Annotated in this window: 18 protein-coding genes and 3 pseudogenes; 14 read left to right on the top strand and 7 right to left on the bottom strand. The window is 61.4% G+C overall.

All coding sequences use genetic code 11. The annotated features are described in order from the left end of the window. Positions 1-263: 263 nt before the first annotated feature. The 5 genes and pseudogenes from OMP40_RS36835 (at position 264) to OMP40_RS36855 (ending at position 5795) form a co-directional block, all read left to right on the top strand. Positions 264-1406, top strand: coding sequence for a MalT transcriptional regulator family protein (locus OMP40_RS36835; protein WP_277538989.1), 1143 nt, complete (start codon positions 264-266; stop codon positions 1404-1406). Then, entirely contained in the window at positions 1358-2767 is a 1410-nt protein-coding gene (locus OMP40_RS36840; protein WP_277538991.1) for a LuxR C-terminal-related transcriptional regulator, read from the top strand. The genes OMP40_RS36835 and OMP40_RS36840 overlap by 49 nt, the downstream gene beginning before the upstream one ends. Before the next feature lie 208 nt (positions 2768-2975). Then, complete coding sequence (desA, locus tag OMP40_RS36845) at positions 2976-3992, top strand: Delta(5) desaturase DesA (RefSeq protein ID WP_277538994.1); 1017 nt, start codon at positions 2976-2978, stop codon at positions 3990-3992. Between the two features lie 66 nt (positions 3993-4058). Further along, positions 4059-5199 (top strand): annotated as a pseudogene (locus OMP40_RS36850) (sensor histidine kinase). After that, entirely contained in the window at positions 5196-5795 is a 600-nt protein-coding gene (locus tag OMP40_RS36855; RefSeq protein ID WP_277538996.1) for a response regulator transcription factor, read from the top strand. The pseudogene OMP40_RS36850 and the gene OMP40_RS36855 overlap by 4 nt, the downstream one beginning before the upstream one ends. 63 nt (positions 5796-5858) lie before the next feature. Here the strand turns inward: OMP40_RS36855 and OMP40_RS36860 are convergent, their stop codons facing one another. The 7 genes and pseudogenes from OMP40_RS36860 to OMP40_RS36880 all read right to left on the bottom strand — a co-directional run bounded on the left by OMP40_RS36860 (position 5859) and on the right by OMP40_RS36880 (position 11358). Next, complete coding sequence (locus OMP40_RS36860) at positions 5859-6371, bottom strand: phosphoesterase (RefSeq protein ID WP_277538999.1); 513 nt, start codon at positions 6369-6371, stop codon at positions 5859-5861. A gap of 26 nt (positions 6372-6397) precedes the next feature. Next, positions 6398-7300, bottom strand: a complete 903-nt coding sequence (locus OMP40_RS36865; protein WP_277539000.1) for an alpha/beta hydrolase — start codon at positions 7298-7300, stop codon at positions 6398-6400. 97 nt (positions 7301-7397) lie between these two features. Further along, the gene (locus tag OMP40_RS36870) at positions 7398-7697 is read right to left on the bottom strand and encodes a hypothetical protein (protein ID WP_277539002.1); all 300 of its coding nucleotides are present in this window, start codon (positions 7695-7697) and stop codon (positions 7398-7400) included. Continuing rightward, on the bottom strand, positions 7585-8499 hold the full coding sequence (locus tag OMP40_RS42850) for an acyltransferase family protein (RefSeq protein WP_420872137.1): 915 nt from the start codon (positions 8497-8499) through the stop codon (positions 7585-7587). Before OMP40_RS42850 ends, OMP40_RS36870 begins: the two co-directional genes overlap by 113 nt. Then, complete coding sequence (locus OMP40_RS43260) at positions 8424-9233, bottom strand: hypothetical protein (protein WP_459076934.1); 810 nt, start codon at positions 9231-9233, stop codon at positions 8424-8426. Before OMP40_RS43260 ends, OMP40_RS42850 begins: the two co-directional genes overlap by 76 nt. Before the next feature lie 7 nt (positions 9234-9240). Beyond that, positions 9241-10278: pseudogene (locus OMP40_RS42865) on the bottom strand (class I adenylate-forming enzyme family protein); the annotation flags it as partial. A gap of 201 nt (positions 10279-10479) precedes the next feature. Then, complete coding sequence (locus OMP40_RS36880) at positions 10480-11358, bottom strand: AraC family transcriptional regulator (RefSeq protein ID WP_277539009.1); 879 nt, start codon at positions 11356-11358, stop codon at positions 10480-10482. 116 nt (positions 11359-11474) lie between these two features. On the opposite strand from OMP40_RS36880, the gene OMP40_RS36885 reads away from it, so the two are divergent. The 9 genes and pseudogenes from OMP40_RS36885 to OMP40_RS36920 all read left to right on the top strand — a co-directional run bounded on the left by OMP40_RS36885 (position 11475) and on the right by OMP40_RS36920 (position 19439). Continuing rightward, on the top strand, positions 11475-12539 hold the full coding sequence (locus OMP40_RS36885; protein ID WP_277539011.1) for a Gfo/Idh/MocA family protein: 1065 nt from the start codon (positions 11475-11477) through the stop codon (positions 12537-12539). Positions 12540-12568: 29 nt separating this feature from the next. Then, a complete protein-coding gene (locus OMP40_RS36890; RefSeq protein WP_277539013.1) occupies positions 12569-13423 on the top strand; it encodes a sugar phosphate isomerase/epimerase family protein in 855 nt (284 codons plus the stop codon). 112 nt (positions 13424-13535) lie between these two features. Beyond that, the gene (locus tag OMP40_RS36895; RefSeq protein ID WP_277539015.1) at positions 13536-14414 is read left to right on the top strand and encodes a sugar phosphate isomerase/epimerase family protein; all 879 of its coding nucleotides are present in this window, start codon (positions 13536-13538) and stop codon (positions 14412-14414) included. Between the two features lie 133 nt (positions 14415-14547). Continuing rightward, complete coding sequence (locus tag OMP40_RS36900) at positions 14548-15195, top strand: RpnC/YadD family protein (RefSeq protein WP_338131378.1); 648 nt, start codon at positions 14548-14550, stop codon at positions 15193-15195. Between the two features lie 34 nt (positions 15196-15229). Further along, complete coding sequence (locus tag OMP40_RS40920) at positions 15230-15436, top strand: hypothetical protein (RefSeq protein ID WP_338131379.1); 207 nt, start codon at positions 15230-15232, stop codon at positions 15434-15436. 220 nt (positions 15437-15656) lie between these two features. Beyond that, a complete protein-coding gene (locus tag OMP40_RS36905) occupies positions 15657-16772 on the top strand; it encodes an ABC transporter ATP-binding protein (protein WP_277539017.1) in 1116 nt (371 codons plus the stop codon). Beyond that, a complete protein-coding gene (locus tag OMP40_RS36910) occupies positions 16762-17568 on the top strand; it encodes an ABC transporter permease (protein ID WP_217591659.1) in 807 nt (268 codons plus the stop codon). The genes OMP40_RS36905 and OMP40_RS36910 overlap by 11 nt, the downstream gene beginning before the upstream one ends. Then, positions 17565-18369, top strand: a pseudogene (locus OMP40_RS36915) (ABC transporter permease). Before OMP40_RS36910 ends, OMP40_RS36915 begins: the two are co-directional and overlap by 4 nt. Continuing rightward, positions 18366-19439 carry an ABC transporter substrate-binding protein gene (locus OMP40_RS36920; RefSeq protein ID WP_277539022.1) on the top strand — a complete coding sequence of 358 codons (1074 nt, stop codon included), beginning with the start codon at positions 18366-18368 and terminating at the stop codon, positions 19437-19439. Before OMP40_RS36915 ends, OMP40_RS36920 begins: the two are co-directional and overlap by 4 nt. The last annotated feature ends 48 nt before the right edge of the window (positions 19440-19487 follow it).

The following is a 19487-nucleotide window of genomic DNA, read 5'->3' on the forward strand; positions in this document are numbered from 1 at the left end:
CAAAACACGACAAAAGGCGACTGCTTGCTAATTATAGGAGAGTAAAGGGGATCGTCCTATTCCCCGAGCGGGGAATGGGGGAGGGGAATAGGATGCCGATCGGGCCGGGCCGCGCAGCCGTGCGCGGTTCGACATTTTGTTTTCGACAGAAAGCAATTCCTTCATTTATTATTAGACGACAGAGGTATTTCCTCCTCGCGACGCACGATTTCAAGTTCACGGAGCTGCAGCCATGCGAATGAGCAAATTTTCGATTCCCCCCTTTGCGGCCGGGCGATCTACTGACGCGCCAGCCGCTCCTCGACGGTCTGAACCAGGGCCTTCACTGCAAGCTGACGACAGTGATCGCCCCTTCGGGTTACGGAAAAACGACCTGCCTGAGCCAGTGGGCCGCCCAATGTCCTTACCCGGTCGCCTGGCTGTCGCTGGATCGGCTGGACAACGACCAGGAGCGATTCTGGAGCCATCTGGTCACGGCGCTCCGTCAGGCATTCCCTTCGTCCGGCGAAGCGACGACCGCTTATCTGGCCGCCTCGGAGGCGCATCGGACGGAGCGGCTGGAGCTGGCGCTGCTGCGCGATCTTCAGGCGGTCGGACAGCCGTTCGTCCTCCTGCTGGACGACCTGCAGGTCATCGATCTGGCGCCGATCTTCGACACGATCGCCTATCTGCTCGATTACTTGCCCGATCATGCGCATCTGTATGCCGCCAGCCGGGGGACATTGCCGCTTAAGCTGGCCAGACTGCGCGCCAAAGGACAGCTTTGTCGGCTAGAGGTCGGCGATCTGCGCTTGCGGCCGCAGGAGGGTGTCCGGTATTTGAGCGACCGGTTGAACGTTCCGCTGGGGGAGGACGAGCTGGCGCTGCTGGTCGAGCGTACCGAGGGCTGGTTCGGCGGCCTTCATCTGGCGGTGCAGTCCCTTCGGCAGAGCGGCGATCCGGCTCGCTTCATGCAGAGCTTCGGCGGCCGGCAGCGCGACATTGCGGGATATTTGATGGAGGAGTTTCTGGCCGAGCAGCCGTCCGAGGCACGGCAGTTTTTGCTTCAAACCTCGATGCTCGCCAAAATGAACGGCGACCTCTGTCGCGCCGTCTCCGGCCTGGCGGACAGCGAGTTGCTGCTCGAGCAGCTTTACCGCAGCAATATGCTCATTGCGCCGCTCGACTTCGAGCATGGCTGGTTTCGCTATCATCAGCTGTTCGGCGAATTTTTGCAGCAGCAAGCTGCGCGGCCAGGATCCGGCCAAGTGGCGAGACGCGCACGCCGCCGCCGCGCATTGGTATGCCGCGCAAGGGCAATACGAGGAAGCGGTCGAGCATTTTCTGGAAGGCGAGCGCTTCGGGGGAAGCCGCCGGATTGCTGGAGCGGCACGTCGAGGAGTGGGGACGCAGACGAAATCTGCTGAAGCGCTGGCTGGACCGGCTCCCTTCGTGGGCGCTGGAGGAGCATCCCGGCTTGCAGTGCATGTCGATCAAGCTTCATGTCGAGGCGGGGGATATCTCCTTCGCCGAAGTCGCGCTGGAGCGAATACGAAGCAAGCTCGGCGAGGCCAAGTGGCAGCCTTGGGCGGCGACCGTGCTTTTCATGAGCGCGGAGCAGGCGCTCTACCGCAGAGATCCCGCGGGCAGCTCCGCTTATCTGGAGCAGTTCGATTTGCATGCGCCGCAGGGCATCGCGATGCAGATGCTGGGGGGAAATGCCCTTCGAGGCTTCAACTTCGAAGGACTGCTCTCCTTCTTCGGCGACCTGAACGAAGCCGACCGCTTCCTTAGCTTCTGGACGGAGCGTTGGAAGACCAGAGAAGAATATCCCTTTGCGGGATATATTTTTGTGTCCTACGGAGAGCTGCTGCTGGAGTGGAATCGCCTGGAGGAAGCCGAGCAGCTGCTGCACCGCGCGCGGATGGACAAGGCGATGCAGCCGTATGCGCGAATCGTCGTGAATTCCTCCGTCTCTTACGCTTATCTGCTGATGATCAAGGGCGACGCCGAGGGCGCCTGGCAGGTGCTCGACCAGGCGGTTCCGCTGATTCGTTCTTCGGACAAGGATCTTTTTCTGAAAAAGCTGAATGCGGCAAAGGCGTTTTTGGGTTTGCAGCAGGGCAAACGGGCTGAGGCGGCTGCCTGGCTGGCCGAATGCGGCCTCGCGCCTTCCGATGAGGCGCCGTATTACCGGTTCACGGAATACTTGCATTACGCGAGGGCGCTCATGGCGGAGGGCGCCGTCTCCGACGCGCTGAACCTGCTGGAGCGGATGTACCTGAGGGCGATCCGCGACCGTCGGAGCAGGGAGCAGATCAGGCTGCTCGTGCTGCTCGCCCTGGCGCATGCCCGTCATGGCGACGACGCCCGCGCCATGACGCGTCTGGAACGCGCGCTTCACCTGGCCCGGCCGCAGGGCTATATTCGAAGCTTTCTTGACGGAGGCGCGGACTTGGCGAAGCTGCTGGCGGAGTACCTGCAGCTTCGGCAGCACGGCTTCATACGGCCGGCTGATCCCGTCTCGCTCGAATACGTCAAGCAGCTGCTGCACCTGCTGAATTTGGAGTCGGCTGTCCCGGCCGTCGCGTCGGTCGCGCTGCTTACCGTCCAGGAGACGAGAATATTGCAGGCGGCCCGGGAAGGGCTTATCAACCGGGAAATGGCGGAACGCTACAACGTCAGCCGGGAGACGATCAAAATGCATCTGAAAAATATTTATCGCAAGCTCGGCGTGAACAGCCGGATAAAGGCGATCCAGCGCGCGTCGGAATTGAAGCTGCTGTAGCCCGGCAAGCCCGGCGTTTTTTTGCGCGTCGGGCATCGCCGGCATGACATTTGTCATATCCGGTCATGACGCTTGTGACTTATAGGCCCTCCTCCCGGCGTTTACAATGAATATAACGTCGCGGCCATCTTGCCCGCCGGGCGTTCATCGAGGGGGAATGGTGCATATATGAAACACGCAAGCGAAATCGCCGAACTTAAAAAAAAGCATGCTTCCTTTCGAAAAAACGGACGCGAAATCCAGCATACGGCAGTTGATCAACACGCTGGGACCGCTGTTCCTGCTGTGGTACGCCGGTTATGCCAGCCTCTCCGTATCCTATTGGCTCGCCCTTCCGATCCTGATCGTCGCGTCGGGATTCGTCATACGCACGTTCATATTGTTCCACGACTGCTGTCACGGCTCGTTCTTCAAGAGCAAGCGGGCGAACGACATCCTGGGCACGCTCCTCGGCGTGCTGACGCTCGTGCCTTATCGGCAATGGAAAAGCAGCCACGCCAAGCACCACGCGACGAGCGGCAATCTCGACAAGCGCGGCGACGGCGACATCTGGATCCTCACGGTGGACGAATACGCGGCCGCTCCGTTGTGGAAGCGCCTGGCCTATCGCATTTATCGCAATCCGCTCGTCATGTTCGGGCTCGGCCCGATCTTCGTTTTCCTGATCCAATACCGCTTCAACGTGAAAGGCGCGCGGCGCAAGGAGCGTCTCAACACGTACCTGACCAACGTACTTATCGTCGCGCTTTATGCGGGCATGATCTGGGCGATGGGCTGGGAAGCTTTCGTGCTCGTGCAGGGACCGGTGTTCTTCGTGTCGGGCCTGCTCGGCATCTGGCTCTTTTACGTACAGCATCAGTTCGAGGATTCTTACTTTGAAAACGATCCGGAATGGAGCTACGTGCAAGCGGCCGTCGAAGGCAGTTCTTACTACAAGCTGCCTCGCGTTCTGCAATGGATCACCGGCAGCATCGGCTTCCACCACGTGCATCATCTGAATCCGAAGGTGCCCAACTATAATCTTGAGAAGGCGCATCTGGCGACGCCCCCGCTTCAGCGCGCCGCCACGCTGACGCTCGCGACCAGCCTGGAATCGCTGCGGTTCCGCCTGTGGGACGAGGAGAACAAGACGTTCGTCGGCTATCGCAAAGTCAAGCGGCCTTCCGTCGGCATGCATGCTCCCGGCGTCGTATTGAAAAAGCCGGCCAGAGCGGCGGGCAAGTGATTTTTGCATCCGGCCGGTTTAAGCTACAATGAGAGGACGATGAAAAACAAGGGAGGAGCGGGCGCCGTGCAAAAGTGGTATCACATCTTCCAGCGAAGCACGGGGCTCAGCCCGTATATATGGGTCGTCTTTTACATCCTCCCTTTTTTTATTTCGTGTTCCGTTCCTCGACGATGTACCACGCGCTGATCGGCATTTTTATGATCGTCGCGTTTTTTGTTTGTTATCTGCTGTCGTTCAGCTCGAAGGGCTGGCTCGTTTATTTTTGGACGTCCGTGCAGATTTTATTTTCGATCGCGATGACGATGATGTTCGGCTACGTCTATTTTTCTATTTTTACCGCTTTTTTTTATCGGCAACATCCAGCGGAAGGCCGGCTTTATCACCTTGTACACGATCCATCTGGCGATGACGCTGCTGGCGGTCTACATCGGGTACATGCACGCCAACTCGGTGCTGATCGAGCAGGCGCCCTTCGTGTTCGTCTGTCTGATCGCGGCGATCCTGCTGCCGGTCACGACCTACAACCGCAACAAAAGCGAGCTGCTCCAGGGAGAGCTCAACGACGCGAACAAGCGGATCTCCGAGCTCGTGAAGCTGGAGGAGCGCCAGCGCATCGCGCGGGATCTGCACGACACGCTTGGGCAGAAGCTGGCGTTGATCGGTCTGAAGAGCGATCTGGTCGCCAAGCTCATCCGGCAAAATCCGGGGCGCGCGGAAGCCGAGATCGACGACGTTAGGCAGACCGCCCGCAACGTGCTCAAGGAGCTGCGCGAGCTGGTGACGCAGATGCGGGGGACGCATGTCGAGGACGAGATCTTCCGCCTGCGGCAGATTCTGAAGGCGGCGGACATCGAGTTCGCCTTAACGGGCGATCCGAAGCTGGCGAATACCTCGTTGCTGAACGAGAACGTGGCGAGCATGTGCCTGAAGGAAGCGGTGACGAACGTCGTGAAGCACAGCGGCGCCACGACCTGCGCCATCGACATCGAGCAGACGCCGTCCGAGCTGCGCATTCGCGTGCGCGACAACGGGATCGGCCTCGGCAGCGGACCTTCCTTTTTATAGAGGGAACGGAATTCGCGGGATGAAGGAAAGGCTCGAGTTCGTGAACGGTTCGCTGGAGATCGCGTCGCGGGAAGGCACGGAGATCGTCATTAAGGTGCCCAACATTCTGATTCAGGCGGAAGGGGAGACGCAGCCATGATTCGAATCGTCATCGCCGAAGACCAGCGTCTGCTGCTCGGCGCGCTCGCGTCCGTGCTCGATCTCGAGGCGGACATGGAAGTGGTCGGCAAGGCGGAGAACGGCGTCGAAGCGCTGCGGCTCGTCAAGCTTCACCGGCCGGACCTGTGCGTGATGGATATCGAGATGCCGCTCAAGAGCGGCTTGGACGCCGCGGAGGAGCTGAAGGATTCCGGATGCAAGGTCGTCATTCTGACGACGTTCGCCCGGGCGGGCTACTTCGAGCGCGCGGTCAAGGCGGGCGTGCACGGCTATCTGCTCAAGGACAGTCCGAGCGACGAGCTGGCCGATTCGCTGCGCACGATCATGTCCGGCCGCCGCATCTACGCCGCCGAGCTGGTCGACGAGGCGTACAACGAAGAAAACCCGCTCACGGAGCGGGAAAAGGAAGTCATCGGTCTGATGGCCGACGGCAAAAACACGAAGGAAATCGCGAGCGAGCTGTTTTTGTCGAACGGCACCGTCCGCAACTATATCTCGGTCATCCTCGACAAGCTCGACGTCAGCAACCGGATCGAGGCGATCAAGCAGTTCAGGGAGAAGGGCTGGTTCAAGTAAGCGGCTTGCGCCGTCGCGGGAAGAGCGGCGCATATCGCCTTTCCCGGTCCTGCTCGGCCCTGCTCAGTCCTGCTCCTCGCTCGCGACCACCGCGTCCCGGATCTGCTCGAACGTCAGCGGCGTATAGTCCCAGTGCTCGACGCAGACGTTAAAGTAGTTTTTCCCCTCGTACTTCTGGCCGTGGATATGCCCGTGGACGTTGACGTACGGCATATGCTTGTTCATGTACATCGGCTCGTGCGACAGGAAGAAGAAGTCCTTGTAAACGATCGGATACTCGCTCACCTGCTCGAAGCCGGCTTCCAGCCACCAGCTCCGCGACCTTCCTCGATCGTGATTGCCCAGGATGAGCGTCTTGCGGCCGTGCAGCCGGGCCACGATGTCCCGCGTCCGCGCCATGTTCAAAAACGAAAAATCGCCCAAATGAAACACCGCATCATCCTTGCCGACGACGGCATTCCACCGCGCGATCATGACCTCCGTCATTTCTTCCGCGTCCGCGAAGGGTCTGGATTCGAAGTCGATGATGTTGCGATGTCCGAAGTGGTGGTCGGATATGAAAAAGGTGTTGGCCAACTGAAAACCCCTCCCGTCTAGAAAGCTTAGCGCTTCATGGCTGTTTTTCGCTTTTCGTCCGTCAGCCGCTCCGCGATCCAGCCGCGCATCGCCGCCAGCACCGGCTGGCGCGCCAGCTCGTTGTGCAGCTCGTGCTTGTAGCCCGGCCACTCCCGGTAATCGCATAGGGGGCCAGCCCGTTCCGCGAACTGCCGGCTGGCCGCGACCGAGGTGACCCGGTCGTCGTCCCCGTGCATGAGCAGGATCGGCGCGCCAAGCTCGCCCGCGTGCTGGGTCGCCCACAGCCCCGCGCGCTGCACGCCGAAGAAGAAGCGGGCGGTAATGTGGCCGTGGCCGAGCGGATCGGTACGATACCGTTCGACCATCGCAGGGTCGGTCGTCAGATGGTCGGCGTTCATTGGGCGTTTGTTCGTGAAGCCGGGATACAGCCGCTCGACCAGCCGTCCGATGACGACCTGCGCCTGCGGCGGCGCGAACGCCAGCCGAAGCCACGGGCTGCCGATGACCGCGCCGGCCACGTCCGGCTTGCGCCGCAGCAGGTAGTTCAGCGCGACGTTGCCGCCCATGCTGTGCCCGTACAGAATGACGGGCACGCCCGGATAGCGGCGGGCCGCCTCCGCGAACAGCAGGTCCACGCCTTCGAGCAGCCCTTCGTAGCTGGGCGTATGGCCGCGCTTGCCGGTCGTCCGGCCGTGTCCGCGCTGGTCGAATCCGAGCGCGGCGTAGCCGGCATCGGTGAACATTTGCGCAACGTGTTCGTAGCGTCCCATATGCTCGCCCATGCCGTGCACGATAAGGACGACGGCCGATGGCGCGGCAGAGGCGGCACGTTCATTTTCGCCGCCCGCCGCCCACTCGTCCGCCGCCCATTCGCCTGCCGCCATGACCGTCCCGTCGGACAAAGTCCATGAGAAAGGTTGATAGTTCACCGGGAGGACTCCTTCGCTCGATCGTCGTCGAGGCGTTTTCCTCTATTATATGCCTAGAAGAACGATCGAAGCTATACGGTCGAAGCTGCGATCGAGATTAGCCTGCCCGAGGCGCCGCAGTCGTCTCATCGCTCTCCACGGACGGGCTTCTGCCGCGCAGCGACATGACGTCCAAGCGCATCCACGCATAGGTCAGCGCGCCGCATTGCGCCAGCGCAAGGCAGGATACGAGCAGCTCCTGCGGCACGTTCGTCTCGACGTAGGTCCAGCCGAGCGCGAGCAGATTAAGCTTGATCAGCAGCGTGTGCGCGAAAAACGTAATCAGACTGAACCGGTTGAGCAGCCGATGATGCCGTCTGACCGCATTCCAACGGATGCGCAAGATGCCGTAGAACATGAGCAGCGAAGCCGGCAGCGTGGAAAAGGCGAGTCTGTAATCCTCGCTCCAGTCCGCCGTCTCCCATAAAAAAGGCCGTCTCCGCCGCAGCCAGCAGCGCCGTGAAAGCGAGCAGCGGCCGAACGGGCAGCCGTTTGAACGCGTCCTCATGCCTCGCCAGCAGCACGCCCGTACCGACGAAGACGAGTCCGAAGCCGCCGTAGTTGACGAGCGCCTTCGCCGCCACGTGCGCGCCTTCGGTGACGAACAAGGCGGGCCAGGCGGCTCTGACCAGCCCGCCCGGCGTGCCGGCAAGGCACGCTGCCGCAGCGAATGCGGTCGCGGCGACACCGATCAATAGCCGCTCGCGTCCGCCCGAGACGAGGGCATAGGAGACGATCGAGCCGAAGATAAGCGGCGGGATGAACCAAAGCTGCTGGTACGCGCCTTCGATAAAAATCCGGAGCGCGATCTTTTGTCCCAAAGCGAGCATACCGCTTGCGCTCGTATCGCCGTGCAGCATCGCGCCTGCGATCTGACGCCCCGTGTTGAGCAGGCACAACAGCCCGTACGCGATCGCGATCCGCGAGACATACCTTCGCACATAAGCCCCGGCATTCGCCGCATGGGTCCAGCCTTGATAAGCGAGAAAGCCGGCGATCAAATAGAAGCCCGGCACGAGCGTGCCGAGCGACAGGCCGGCGAACGACAGCTGGCGGTTGTCCAGCGTCGCCATGAACGGAATGATCAGCCCGTGGGAAAAGACGACGAGCACGCAGCCGAGCGCCTTGAACAGCGTGATGCCGGGATAGTAGCTACGCATTGCGCCTGTTCTCCGCGGGCGCTTCGAGCTGCGCGAGCGCCAGCCCTCGCACGTCCGCGACCGCGATTTTTCCCGTCGGCGACATCGGCAGGTACGGCACGACAACGATAAACGCGGGAATTTTGAAGGCGGACAGCATGCCGCCCAGATCGTGCCTGATCTTGTCGGCGAGGAGGACGGCATCGCGGCCGGGAACGACGCAGGCGCACGCCTGCTCGCCGTATTTGTCGTCCGGCACGCCGACGACGAACGCCGATTCGATGCCGGGGGAGCTTCAGCAGCGCCTGCTCGATCTCGACCGGCGAGATTTTCTCGCCGCCCCGGGAGATGATGCGTTTGATCCGCCCGGCGACGATCAGATGGCCGTTCGCGTCCAGGCAGCCGAGGTCGCCGGAGCGGAACCAGCCGTCCGCCGAAGGACCCGCATCCTCCGCGCCAGACGGTCCGGCATAACGCATGACCCGGTGGCTTCGGATGCATATCTCGCCTTGTTCGCCTACGGCCATCCGGACGCCAGTCGCCGGATCTACGATCGCCACCTCGACGTTTTTGTCCACTTTGCCCGCCAGACTGTGCTCGCAAGCGATGAATTGCTCCAGTCGGATGAACCCGCTCACCAGACGCGATTGCATGAACAGGCCGTACAGCGGCGACAAGAGCGGATGCGGCTTGCGATCCGTCACGCATACGCCGTTCGCGACGGCGCCGGCTTCGGTCGAGCCGTAGCTGACCATAAAAAAAGTAAATATGCAGCTCGCGCGTAATGCGCTCGAGCACGCGGCGGTCGACGGCGGATGACGTGAAGACGAGCCCGAGCAGGCAGCGCAGGTCGTGCTTGTCCCTTGCCTCGGACGAGAGCATCTGCTCGATCATGAACGGCGTGCCGATGAGGACCCGGCATTTGTAGCGTTCGACGAAGGCGAGGGCGCTGCTTGGGCTGTAGTGGCTGAGCAGGACGATGCGGATCGAACACGCCTTCAAGGCGGTGAAAAGCGTGCCGAATCCGCCCATGTGGTACAGCGGCAGCAGGCTCATGACGCACAGTCTGCGCGTCAGACGATCCGTTATGCGCATAAGCGCGGCGGAGGCGAGGCTTGTCCGCTTGGGCGAGCGGGCGGCGGGTAAAAACGATGCGGTGGAGCGAAGCACGCCTTTGGGTTTGCCGGAGGTGCCGGACGTATACAGGAGGACGAGCGGGTCGCGGACGTGGCGACCGGCCGCCGCGTCGCGGAACGCGTCGGGCCCGGCCTGCGACGCTTCGTCGGCCAGCTCGGCATAGGCGCGGAACGGCGCGCGAAGCTCCGCCCGGTCCGCCAGCGCGAATAAATGCGCCGGCACGGGGCAGTCGGCTTCGTCGCCATGCATGCCTCCCTTTTCAGCGAGCAGCTCGGCCACCATCGTCACGTACGATTGTCGCTGGCCCTCTTTGTCCAGCAGCAAGGCGGCCGGCTTGCAGTCGGCGAGGAGCGCGCGCAGCTCTTCTTTTTTGCTGTATGTATTGAGCGGTACGGCGACGGCCCCGATGCAGGCGGAGGCGAAGATGAGAAGCACCAGCTCGATGCGTCCCTGCATGAGCAGCGCCACTCTGTCTCCCGGCTGAATACCGAGCGCCAGCATGCCTTCGGACAACCGTCGGACCTCCTCCCAGATCGTCCGCCAAGTATAATGTTGATCGAAGCCCGGAAAGCTGAACGCGATATCGTCCGGCGATCGTCGGGCGCGGTTGCGCAGCATTTCCGGAACCGTGTCGAGCGGCATCGTCCATGCCCTGTCCTGCATCGGGCATCCTCCTTATCGATTATGATACATTTAGTATACATAACGATACATAGTGTTGATATAGGAAAATGGACGAATCGCCGGCATCCGACTTTATTTCCCGGGAAACGATCGAATGCGACATCAAGCCCGAACGGGCAATCCCGCAACGGCGCCGAATCCGGCCTGTAGAGGCAGGCGAGGGGTCAGGCAGGCGAGAGGTCAGGCATGCGACGTTCGGCTTCGAAGGGTCGAAGGGGAAACGCCGCGATAGCTTTTAAACAGTCTGCTGAAATAGTAAATATCGCTGAAGCCGTGCTCGAGCGCGATCTCCGAGATCGTCTTGCTCGTATAGCGCAGGTCCTGTTCGCAGCGGCCGATCCGCACGAAGTTCACGTAGTCGGTGACCGAACGGCTGGTGAGCTCCTTGAAAACGCGGCTGAAATGATAGCGGCTCATGCCGGCGATGCCGGCCAGCGTCTCTACGTCGAGGCGCTTGGCGTAGTTGGCTTCGATATGCTGCAGCACGGGCTCGATGCGGGTCAGCCGCCGGATGCGGGAAGCCAGCTCGCCTTCGGGCATGCGCTTGGCGACATGTCCGCGCAGCATAGCCGCGAGCAGCCGGTAGAGGCAGGACTTCACCGAGAGCTCGTAGGCGATATCCTTTTTCTGAAACTCTTCGATCAGCTCGTCCAGACTCTCCTTGATGGCGACGTCGCCGTCGATCCGGTTCGCGAAGCGGATGCGGGAGCGCACGATCGGCGTGATGAACTTCGTCTCCGCCGAATCCAGCCGGTGGCTGTGCAGCAGATCGGGATCGAAGATGACCGCATAATAAGCCAAACGGTCGGACATGCATACGCCTTGATGAAGATCCGCGCAGTTCACGACGATCAGGTCTCCCGGACCGACGTCGTAGACGTCGGCGTTGCACGTGATGCGCGCCGCGCCTTCGATGATATATAGAAATTCCATATGCTCGTGCCAGTGGGGATAAAAGGCGGGCGTGCCCGCTCGCTCGAGCCGGCAAAGATGGATCTTGAGCGGGAATTGCGGATCGGGCATATCCATCGGCTCCAGCAGATCGGGATTTCGTTCCACGCGGCGGCACCTCCGTATCGCACAATCGTACAAATCGCCAGCATAGCTATTCATGGCTGGTCGTCTCCTTTCATTTTATAGTACAGGTAGACAAATGAGTAGAGGGAGGCATTACCTTGAAAAAGCTTGGCATCGGCGTCATCGGCACGGGCTCGATCTCCGAATCGCACATGAACGCTTACGCGGCCAACGAGAACGCGGCGATCGTCGCGGTCTGCGACCTGAACCGGGAGCGCGCGGGCAAGGCGGCGGAGAAGTACGGCGCTTCGAGCGTCTATACGGATTATCATGATCTGCTGGCGAATCCCGAAGTGGAAGCGGTCAGTATTTGCACGTGGAACCATACGCACGCGGAGATCGCGATCGCCGCCGTGAAGGCGGGCAAGCATGTGCTCGTGGAAAAGCCGCTCAGCATGACGGTTGAAGAAGCCGAAGCCGTACGCGACGCGGTCCGTTCGACCGACCGCATCCTGCAGGTCGGCTTCGTGCGCCGCTACGACGCGAACGCCCAGCTGGCCAAGCGTTTCACGGAGCAGGGCGAGTTCGGCGAGCTCTATTATGCAAAAGCGTCCTTGATCCGTCGTCTCGGCAATCCGGGCGGCTGGTTCGCGGACAAGGAACGTTCGGGCGGCGGCCCGCTGATCGACATCGGCGTGCACGTCATCGATCTGTCCTGGTACTTGATGGGGCGTCCGAAGGTGAAGTCGGTCAGCGGCAACGTTTACAACAAGCTCGGCAACCGTTCGAACGTCAAGGGGCTGTCCTTCTACCAGGCGGCCGACTACGACGCTTCGCGCAACACGGTCGAGGATCTGGCGAACGCGCTCATCCGATTCGAGAACGGCGCGTCCCTGCTCGTCGAAGTCAGCTACGCGCTGCATGCCAAGAGCGACGAGTCCGCGGTCCGGCTGTACGGCACGAAGGGCGGCTTCGAGATCGATCCGGAGCTCGCGATCGTCTCGGAGCGGCATGACACGATCCTGAACGTGACGCCGCAGGTCGACAGCTTGAAGTTCAACTTCCAGCAAGCGTTCCAGTCGGAGATCGACAGCTTTGTCGCTTCGGCGACCACGGGCACGGAGCCGCTGAGCCCGGTCGAGGACGGTCTGACGATGATGCGGATTCTGCGCGCGATCTACGAGTCGGCGGAGCAGGGCAAAGAGATCGAGCTGCAATCATAAAAGCAGGGGAAATAAAGGAGCGATCGGGAATGAAGCTGGGACTGAGCACGTATAGCTTGTACCGCGCGATCGAATCGGGCGAGCTGACGGTGACGGGCGCGATCGACTGGATGGCGGAGCAGGGCTGCGAGCACGTCGAGATCGTGCCGATCGGCTTCGACATCCGGACGCCCGGATTGATCGAAGAGATCGTGTCGCGCGCGGCGGACAGAGGGCTCGACATCTCGAACTACGCGGTCGGCGCGAACTTCGCGGTCGACGACGACGAGGCGTACGAAGCGGAGATCGCGCGCGTCAAAGGCGAAGTCGACATCGCGCGTGCGCTCGGCGCGAAGAAGATGCGCCATGACGTGGCCTCCCGGCAGGGCGCGACGGTCGGACAGTTCTGGCGCGAGCTGCCGCGGCTTGCGGATGCTTGCCGCCGCATCGCCGAATACGCGGCATCGGCCGGCGTCGTGACGAGCGTTGAAAATCACGGCTACTACATGCAGTCGAGCGAGCGGGTGCTCGGCCTGCTGGCGGAGACGAACCACCCGAACTTCCGCCTGACGCTCGACGTCGGCAACTATATGTGCCTGGACGAGGACCCGGCGGCTGCCGTCAAGCGGTCGATCGGCGAAGCTTCGATCGTGCATTTGAAAGATTTTTATTTGCGGCGGGGCGACCAGGATCCGGGCGAGGGCTGGTTCAAGACGGCGTCCGGCAACTACCTGCGCGGCGCGATCTTCGGACAGGGCGACATCGATGTGCGCGAGGTGCTGCGCGTCGTGAAGGCATCCGGCTACGACGGCTATCTGTCGCTGGAGTTCGAGGGCATGGAAGAGTGCAAGCAGGGCTCGCGCATCGGCCTGGCGAACGCGCGGCGCATCTGGTCGGAAGTATAGACGGAAGTACAGGATAGAAGCCTAGGACAGAAGCCTAGGACAGAAGCCTAGGACAGTGAGGCATAGATCATCAAGGGAATGGCAGCATGAACGGGGAAGGGGACATATACGCATGGTGCAAATCGCGAATCCGATCGGCGTCATCGTCGACAGCTTCCGGGTCGGCGTGCGCGACGGACTGGTGAAGGCGAAGGAGATCGGCGCCGAAGGCGTGCAGATCTACGCGGTGGAAGGCGAGATGGATCCGGATAAACTGGATGCGGCTGCGAGAGCCGAGCTGCGCGCATACGTAGAGTCGCTCGGCCTGCGCATCTCCGCGCTGGTCGGGGATCTCGCGGGACACGGCTTTCAGGACCGGCGCGAGAACGGCTGGAAGGTCGAGAAGTCCAAGCGGATCCTCGACCTGGCGCTCGACCTCGGCACGAACGTGGTCACGACGCATATCGGGATCGTGCCCGAGGACGAGACGAGCGACGTGTACGCCGCGATGCGCGACGCGGTCGAAGCGCTCGGCCAATACGCGAGCGAGCGGGGCGCCTTTTTCGCGATCGAGACCGGTCCCGAGACTTCGGCGCGCCTGAAGAGCTTCCTCGACAAGATGAGCACGAAGGGCGTGTCGGTCAACTTCGATCCGGCCAACATGGTCATGGTGACCGGCGACGACCCGGTGCAAGGCGTCTACAACCTCCGCGAGTATATCGTGCACACGCACGCCAAGGACGGCATCCGGCTGCAGGAGACCGATCCCCGCAATATCTACGGCGCGCTCGGCTACGAGGCGATGTCGCACGAGAAGCTGGCGGAGCAGGGCGAGTCCGGCGAGTACTTCCGCGAGGTGCCGCTCGGCGAAGGCGGCGTGGACTGGCCCGCATACCTTCAGGCGTTGAAGGATATCGGCTACGAAGGCTTCCTGACGATCGAGCGCGAGGTCGGCGCGAGCCCGGAGCGGGATATCAAGCTGGCGGTCGATTTTCTTCGCAAGTTCAGGTAATTTCGTTGTTGTTTCGATCGTGCCGCGATGGTAAGATAATCGCATAGACGCGACACGGACGCAAAGCATGCGCCGCTCGGTTCCTACGGGACCCGGGCGGCGTTTTTGCGTTCGGGGCGAGGAGGCGCGAAGGTTGAAGCTGGATCACGATCAGTTGTTCAAGACGCTTATTCGAACGTTTTTCAGGGAATTCATGGAGCTGTTTTTTCCCGACGTCGCGAAGGAAATCGATTTTTCGCATACGGTGTTTCTGTCGGAGGAAGTGGCGACGGATCTGGCGGGCGGCCGGAAAGGACGCGTGGATTTGCTCATCGAAACGCGACTGCGGGGCGAGGAGGCGCTGATCATCATTCACGTCGAACCGCAATCCTATTACGAGCCGGCATTTGCGGAGCGAATGTTTTTGTACGCGTCCAAGCTATACGAGACGCACCGCAGGCGTATCCTGCCGATTGCGGTGTTCAGCCACGGGCGCAAGAGAGCCGAGCCGGACCGGTTCGGTTGGTCGTTTCCGTTTCTCGACGTTATGCGCTTTCGCTATCTCAGACTGCAGCTCAAACATCGCAATTGGCGGGAGTTCGTCGGATCCGGCAATCCTGTCGCTGCTGCGCTGCTCAGCAGTTTGGGCTATAATAAAAGCGAATCGCTGCAAGTCAAGCTGGCGTTTTTGCGGATGCTGATCCGGCTGGAGCTGGATCCGGCGCGGATGGAGCTGTTGGCCGTCTTTTTTCGAATCGTACATCAGGCTCGGACCGGACGAGGAAGAGCTGTTAAAACTTGAAGTCGACCGTATGAAGCAAGGGGAGGCGAGTCAAGTGGCCAAGATCGTAGAGTGGGAAAACAGCTGGTGGAAGCAAGGCAGGGCCGACGGTCGTGAGGAAGGCCGGGAAGCGGGGATGGCCGAGAGCCGGCGCGCGATCGCCGCCCGCATGCTCGGCAAAGGCATGGCGCCGGAGCTCATCCAGGATCTGACCGGCTTGCCGATCGACGAGATCGAACGGCTGCGCGCCGAGGCTAGATAAGACGCAGACGTAACGCTGTACAGCCGACATGGCGCATGCTTGGGCGCCCTGCCGGCTTTTCGTGCGGTCTCCCGCCGTACAGAAGACGATTTGCCGAAAACGGGGCGCGCAAGCGCGATCGCCTGCCGTCGCACGGGCTTTCTGTCGCGCGGCGGTTGCGATATCCGGGTAATAGGAGATAATAAGAGAATCGACAGGGTTCGCAGATGGGAGCGTCGGAATGAGCGCAAGCGCTGAGCAGCCGATCATCCGCTTCGAGCGGGTGACCAAATGTTACGAGGACGGGGAGACCGTCCTGAAGGAAGTGAGCTTCGAGATCCGCCGCGGGCAGTTCTACACGCTGCTCGGGCCGTCCGGCTGCGGCAAGACGACGATTTTGCGGTTGATCGCGGGATTTCAGGAACCGTCGTCGGGCGAGATTTATTTCGACGGGAAAGTGATCAATCGCGTCCCCGCCAACGAGCGCCAGGTGAACACGGTGTTCCAGGACTACGCGCTGTTCCCGCATCTCGACGTGTTCGAGAACGTCGCCTTCGGCCTGCGCATCAAGCGCATGAAGCAGGCGGACGTCGAGAACAAGGTACTCGAGGCGCTGCGCTTCGTCAACCTGAAGGGCTATGAGAAGCGGCAGATCACCGAGCTGTCCGGCGGCCAGCGGCAGCGGGTGGCGATCGCGCGTGCGATCGTGAACGAGCCGCAGGTGCTGCTGCTCGACGAGCCGCTGTCGGCGCTCGACCTTAAGCTGCGCACGGAGATGCAGTACGAGCTGCGCGAGCTGCAGCGGCGGCTCGGCATCACTTTTATTTTCGTCACGCACGACCAGGAGGAAGCGCTGGCGATGTCGGACGAGATCTTCGTCATGAAGGAAGGCACGATTCAGCAGAGCGGTACGCCGACGGACATTTACGACGAGCCGATCAACCGCTTCGTTGCGGACTTTATCGGAGAGTCGAACATCGTGGCCGGACAGATGGTCCGCGACTACGAGGTTCGCTTCGCGGGGCGCACGTTCGAATGCGTGGACGGCGGTTTCCGGCCGGACGAGCCGGTAGAGATCGTCATAAGGCCCGAGGACCTCGAGATTACGCCCCCCGAGGCGGGCAAGCTGGTCGTGAAGGTCGACTCGCAGCTGTTCCGCGGGGTCCACTACGAGATCATCGGCTACGACGACGCGGGCAACGAGTGGATGGTCCATTCGACGAAGCGAGCGACGGTAGGGGACCGCATCGGACTTGGGTTCGATCCGGAGGCGATTCACGTCATGCGCTTCGGCGAGACCGAGGAAGAGTTCGACCGGCGGCTGCTCGCGTACGAGGAGAGCGCCGATGAACGCTAAGCGCAACGTCTACCTGGCGCCGTACCTGGCCTGGATGGCGCTGTTCATCGTCATTCCGATCGCCCTTATCGTCTACGATTCTTTCTTCGACATCGACGGCGGCTTCACGTTCGGCAACTACGAGAAGTTTCTGACGCCGATCTATCTGAAAATGACCGTCAGCTCGATCTGGTACGCGTTTCTGATCACGGTGTTCTCGCTGCTGATCGCCTATCCCGCGGCCTACGCGCTGACGAAGATGAAGCACAAGCAGCTGTGGCTGCTCCTGCTCATCCTGCCGAGCTGGGTCAATCTGCTGCTGAAGGTTTACGCCTTCCTCGGCATCTTCGGCACGTACGGCTTCGTCAACGGCGCGCTCGAGGCGCTCGGGATCGGCCGCCAGCAGATTCTGTTCACCGACTTCAGCTTCGTGTTCGTGTCGGTGTACATTTTTATCCCGTTCATGATCCTGCCGGTGTACAACGCGCTCGAGGACCTCAACCCGTCGCTCGTGTTCGCGGCCCGGGATCTCGGGGCGTCCGGCTGGACGACGTTCCGCAAGGTCGTGTTCCCGCTCACGCTCGACGGCGTCAAGGCGGGCTGTCAGGCCGTGTTCATCCCCGCGCTGTCGCTGTTCATGATCACGCGGCTCGTCGCGGGCAACCGGGTCATCACGCTCGGCACGGCGATCGAGCAGCACTTTCTGGTGACGCAGGACTGGGGCATGGGGGCGGCCATCGCCGTGTTCCTGATCATCGCCATGGTCGTCATCATGCTGCTGACCGGGACCGGCCAGGCGGGGAGGGTGAGACGATGAAGGCGGCAAAACGCTGGCAGTCGGCCTATCTGATCGTCGTATTCGCGGTGCTGTACGCGCCGATCGCCTACATGATTTTTTTACTCGTTCAACAGCGGCGGCACGATGCACGGCTTCGAGGGCTTCACGCTTGAATATTACGGCGAGGTGTTCCGGGACGGGCGGCTGCTTATCATCGTGCTGAACACGGTCGTCATCGCCTTGCTGTCTTCGACGATCTCGACGATTCTCGGCGTGGTCGGCGCGCTCGCCATCATGCGGACGCGGACCCGGCGCTCGCGCAATGCGCTGCTGTCGATGAACAACGTGCTCATCGTCAGCCCGGACGTCATCATCGGCGCGTCGCTGCTCGTTATGTTCACGATGGCCGGCATCCGGCTCGGCTTCACGTCCGTGCTGCTGTCGCACATCGCGTTCAGCGTGCCGATCGTCGTGCTCATGGTGCTGCCCAAGCTGCAGGAAATGAGTCCGACGCTCATCGATGCGGCGCGCGATCTGGGCGCGAGCGGATGGCAGGTGCTGTCGCGCGTCGTCGTGCCGTTTATCAAGCCGGGCATATTCGCCGGATTTTTCATGGCGCTGACGTACTCGCTCGACGACTTCGCGGTCACCTTTTTCGTCACCGGCAACGGCTTTTCCACGCTGTCCGTCGAGATCTACTCGCGCGCGCGGCAGGGCGTATCGCTGTCGATCAACGCGCTGTCGGCGCTCATCTTCCTGTTCACGCTGCTGATCGTGCTCGGCTACTACGTATTGAACCGGCGCAGCGCGAAGCGCCTCGGGACGGGGGTGCCGCGATGAAAAGCCTGGTACGGACCTTTATCGCCGTCATCGTCGTCGCGGCCGGCCTGCTGATCGCCATCAACCGGCTGAATTCTTCGCAGGGCTACTCGGGCGCCGATACGCTCACCGTGTACAACTGGGGCGACTACATCGATCCCGACTTGCTGGACAAGTTCAAGGAAGAGACAGGGATCAAAGTCATCTACCAGACGTTCGACTCGAACGAGGCGATGATGACCAAGATCGAGCAGGGCGGCACGACGTTCGACATCGCCGTTCCGTCCGACTACGCGATCGGCAAGATGCGCCAGGAAAATCTGCTGCTGCCGATCGACCATGCCAAACTGCCGAACCTTGCGAACATCGATCCCCGGTTTTTGAGCCAGTCGTTCGATCCGGGCAACGTCTACTCGATCCCTTATTTTTGGGGAACGGTCGGCATCGTGTACAATCCCGAGCTGGTGGGGAACCTGAAGTTCGACAGCTGGGACGATCTGTGGGACCCGTCGCTTCGCAACAACATCCTGCTCGTCGACAGCGCGCGCGAGGTGATCGGGATGGGGCTGAACAGCCTGGGCTATTCGCTTAACGATACGGACGAGACGCATCTGCAGGAGGCGCTCGCCAAGCTGAAGAAGCTGACGCCGAACGTCAAGGCGCTCGTCGGGGACGAGATCAAGATGCTGCTCGCGGGCGAAGAGGCCGCGGTCGGGCTCGTCTGGTCGGGCGACGCCTCGGAGATCATGGACGAGAACGACAAGCTGGATTACGTCATTCCGAAGGACGGCTCGAACCTGTGGTTCGACAACATGGTCATCCCGAAGACGGCCCGCAACCTGGACGGCGCGCTCAAGTTCATGAACTTCATGCTCGATCCGGCAAACGCGGCCCAAAACGCCGAATACGTAGGCTACGCGACCCCAAACGGCAAGGCGATGCCGTTATTGCCGGCCGAGATCTCGGAGGACGAACGGTTTTATCCGGCGCCCGATTTGACGGACAAGCTCGAAGTGTACGATAATCTGGGCAAGCGAATGCTCGCCCACTACAACGAGCTGTTCCTGGAATTCAAGATGCACAAAAAGTAACAATTGGGTAAATATACAGTTGCGAAGCCCATGCGGAAGGAGCGGAAT

This window comes from Cohnella rhizosphaerae (assembly GCF_029525575.1).
In the GTDB taxonomy this organism is placed as follows: Bacteria; Bacillota; Bacilli; order Paenibacillales; family Paenibacillaceae; genus Cohnella; species Cohnella rhizosphaerae.

Excerpts from the sequence above, each read along its gene's own strand:
- OMP40_RS42850 (WP_420872137.1), bottom strand. The coding sequence starts at position 8,499 with ATGCGTAGCTACTATCCCGGCATCACGCTGTTCAAGGCGCTCGGCTGC.
- OMP40_RS36870 (WP_277539002.1), bottom strand. The coding sequence starts at position 7,697 with ATGTTCTACGGCATCTTGCGCATCCGTTGGAATGCGGTCAGACGGCAT.
- OMP40_RS43260 (WP_459076934.1), bottom strand. The coding sequence starts at position 9,233 with ATGGTCAGCTACGGCTCGACCGAAGCCGGCGCCGTCGCGAACGGCGTA.
- OMP40_RS36910 (WP_217591659.1), top strand. The coding sequence starts at position 16,762 with ATGAACGCTAAGCGCAACGTCTACCTGGCGCCGTACCTGGCCTGGATG.
- OMP40_RS36890 (WP_277539013.1), top strand. The coding sequence starts at position 12,569 with ATGAAGCTGGGACTGAGCACGTATAGCTTGTACCGCGCGATCGAATCG.
- OMP40_RS36920 (WP_277539022.1), top strand. The coding sequence starts at position 18,366 with ATGAAAAGCCTGGTACGGACCTTTATCGCCGTCATCGTCGTCGCGGCC.
- OMP40_RS36855 (WP_277538996.1), top strand. The coding sequence starts at position 5,196 with ATGATTCGAATCGTCATCGCCGAAGACCAGCGTCTGCTGCTCGGCGCG.
- OMP40_RS36895 (WP_277539015.1), top strand. The coding sequence starts at position 13,536 with ATGGTGCAAATCGCGAATCCGATCGGCGTCATCGTCGACAGCTTCCGG.
- desA (WP_277538994.1), top strand. The coding sequence starts at position 2,976 with ATGCTTCCTTTCGAAAAAACGGACGCGAAATCCAGCATACGGCAGTTG.
- OMP40_RS36905 (WP_277539017.1), top strand. The coding sequence starts at position 15,657 with ATGAGCGCAAGCGCTGAGCAGCCGATCATCCGCTTCGAGCGGGTGACC.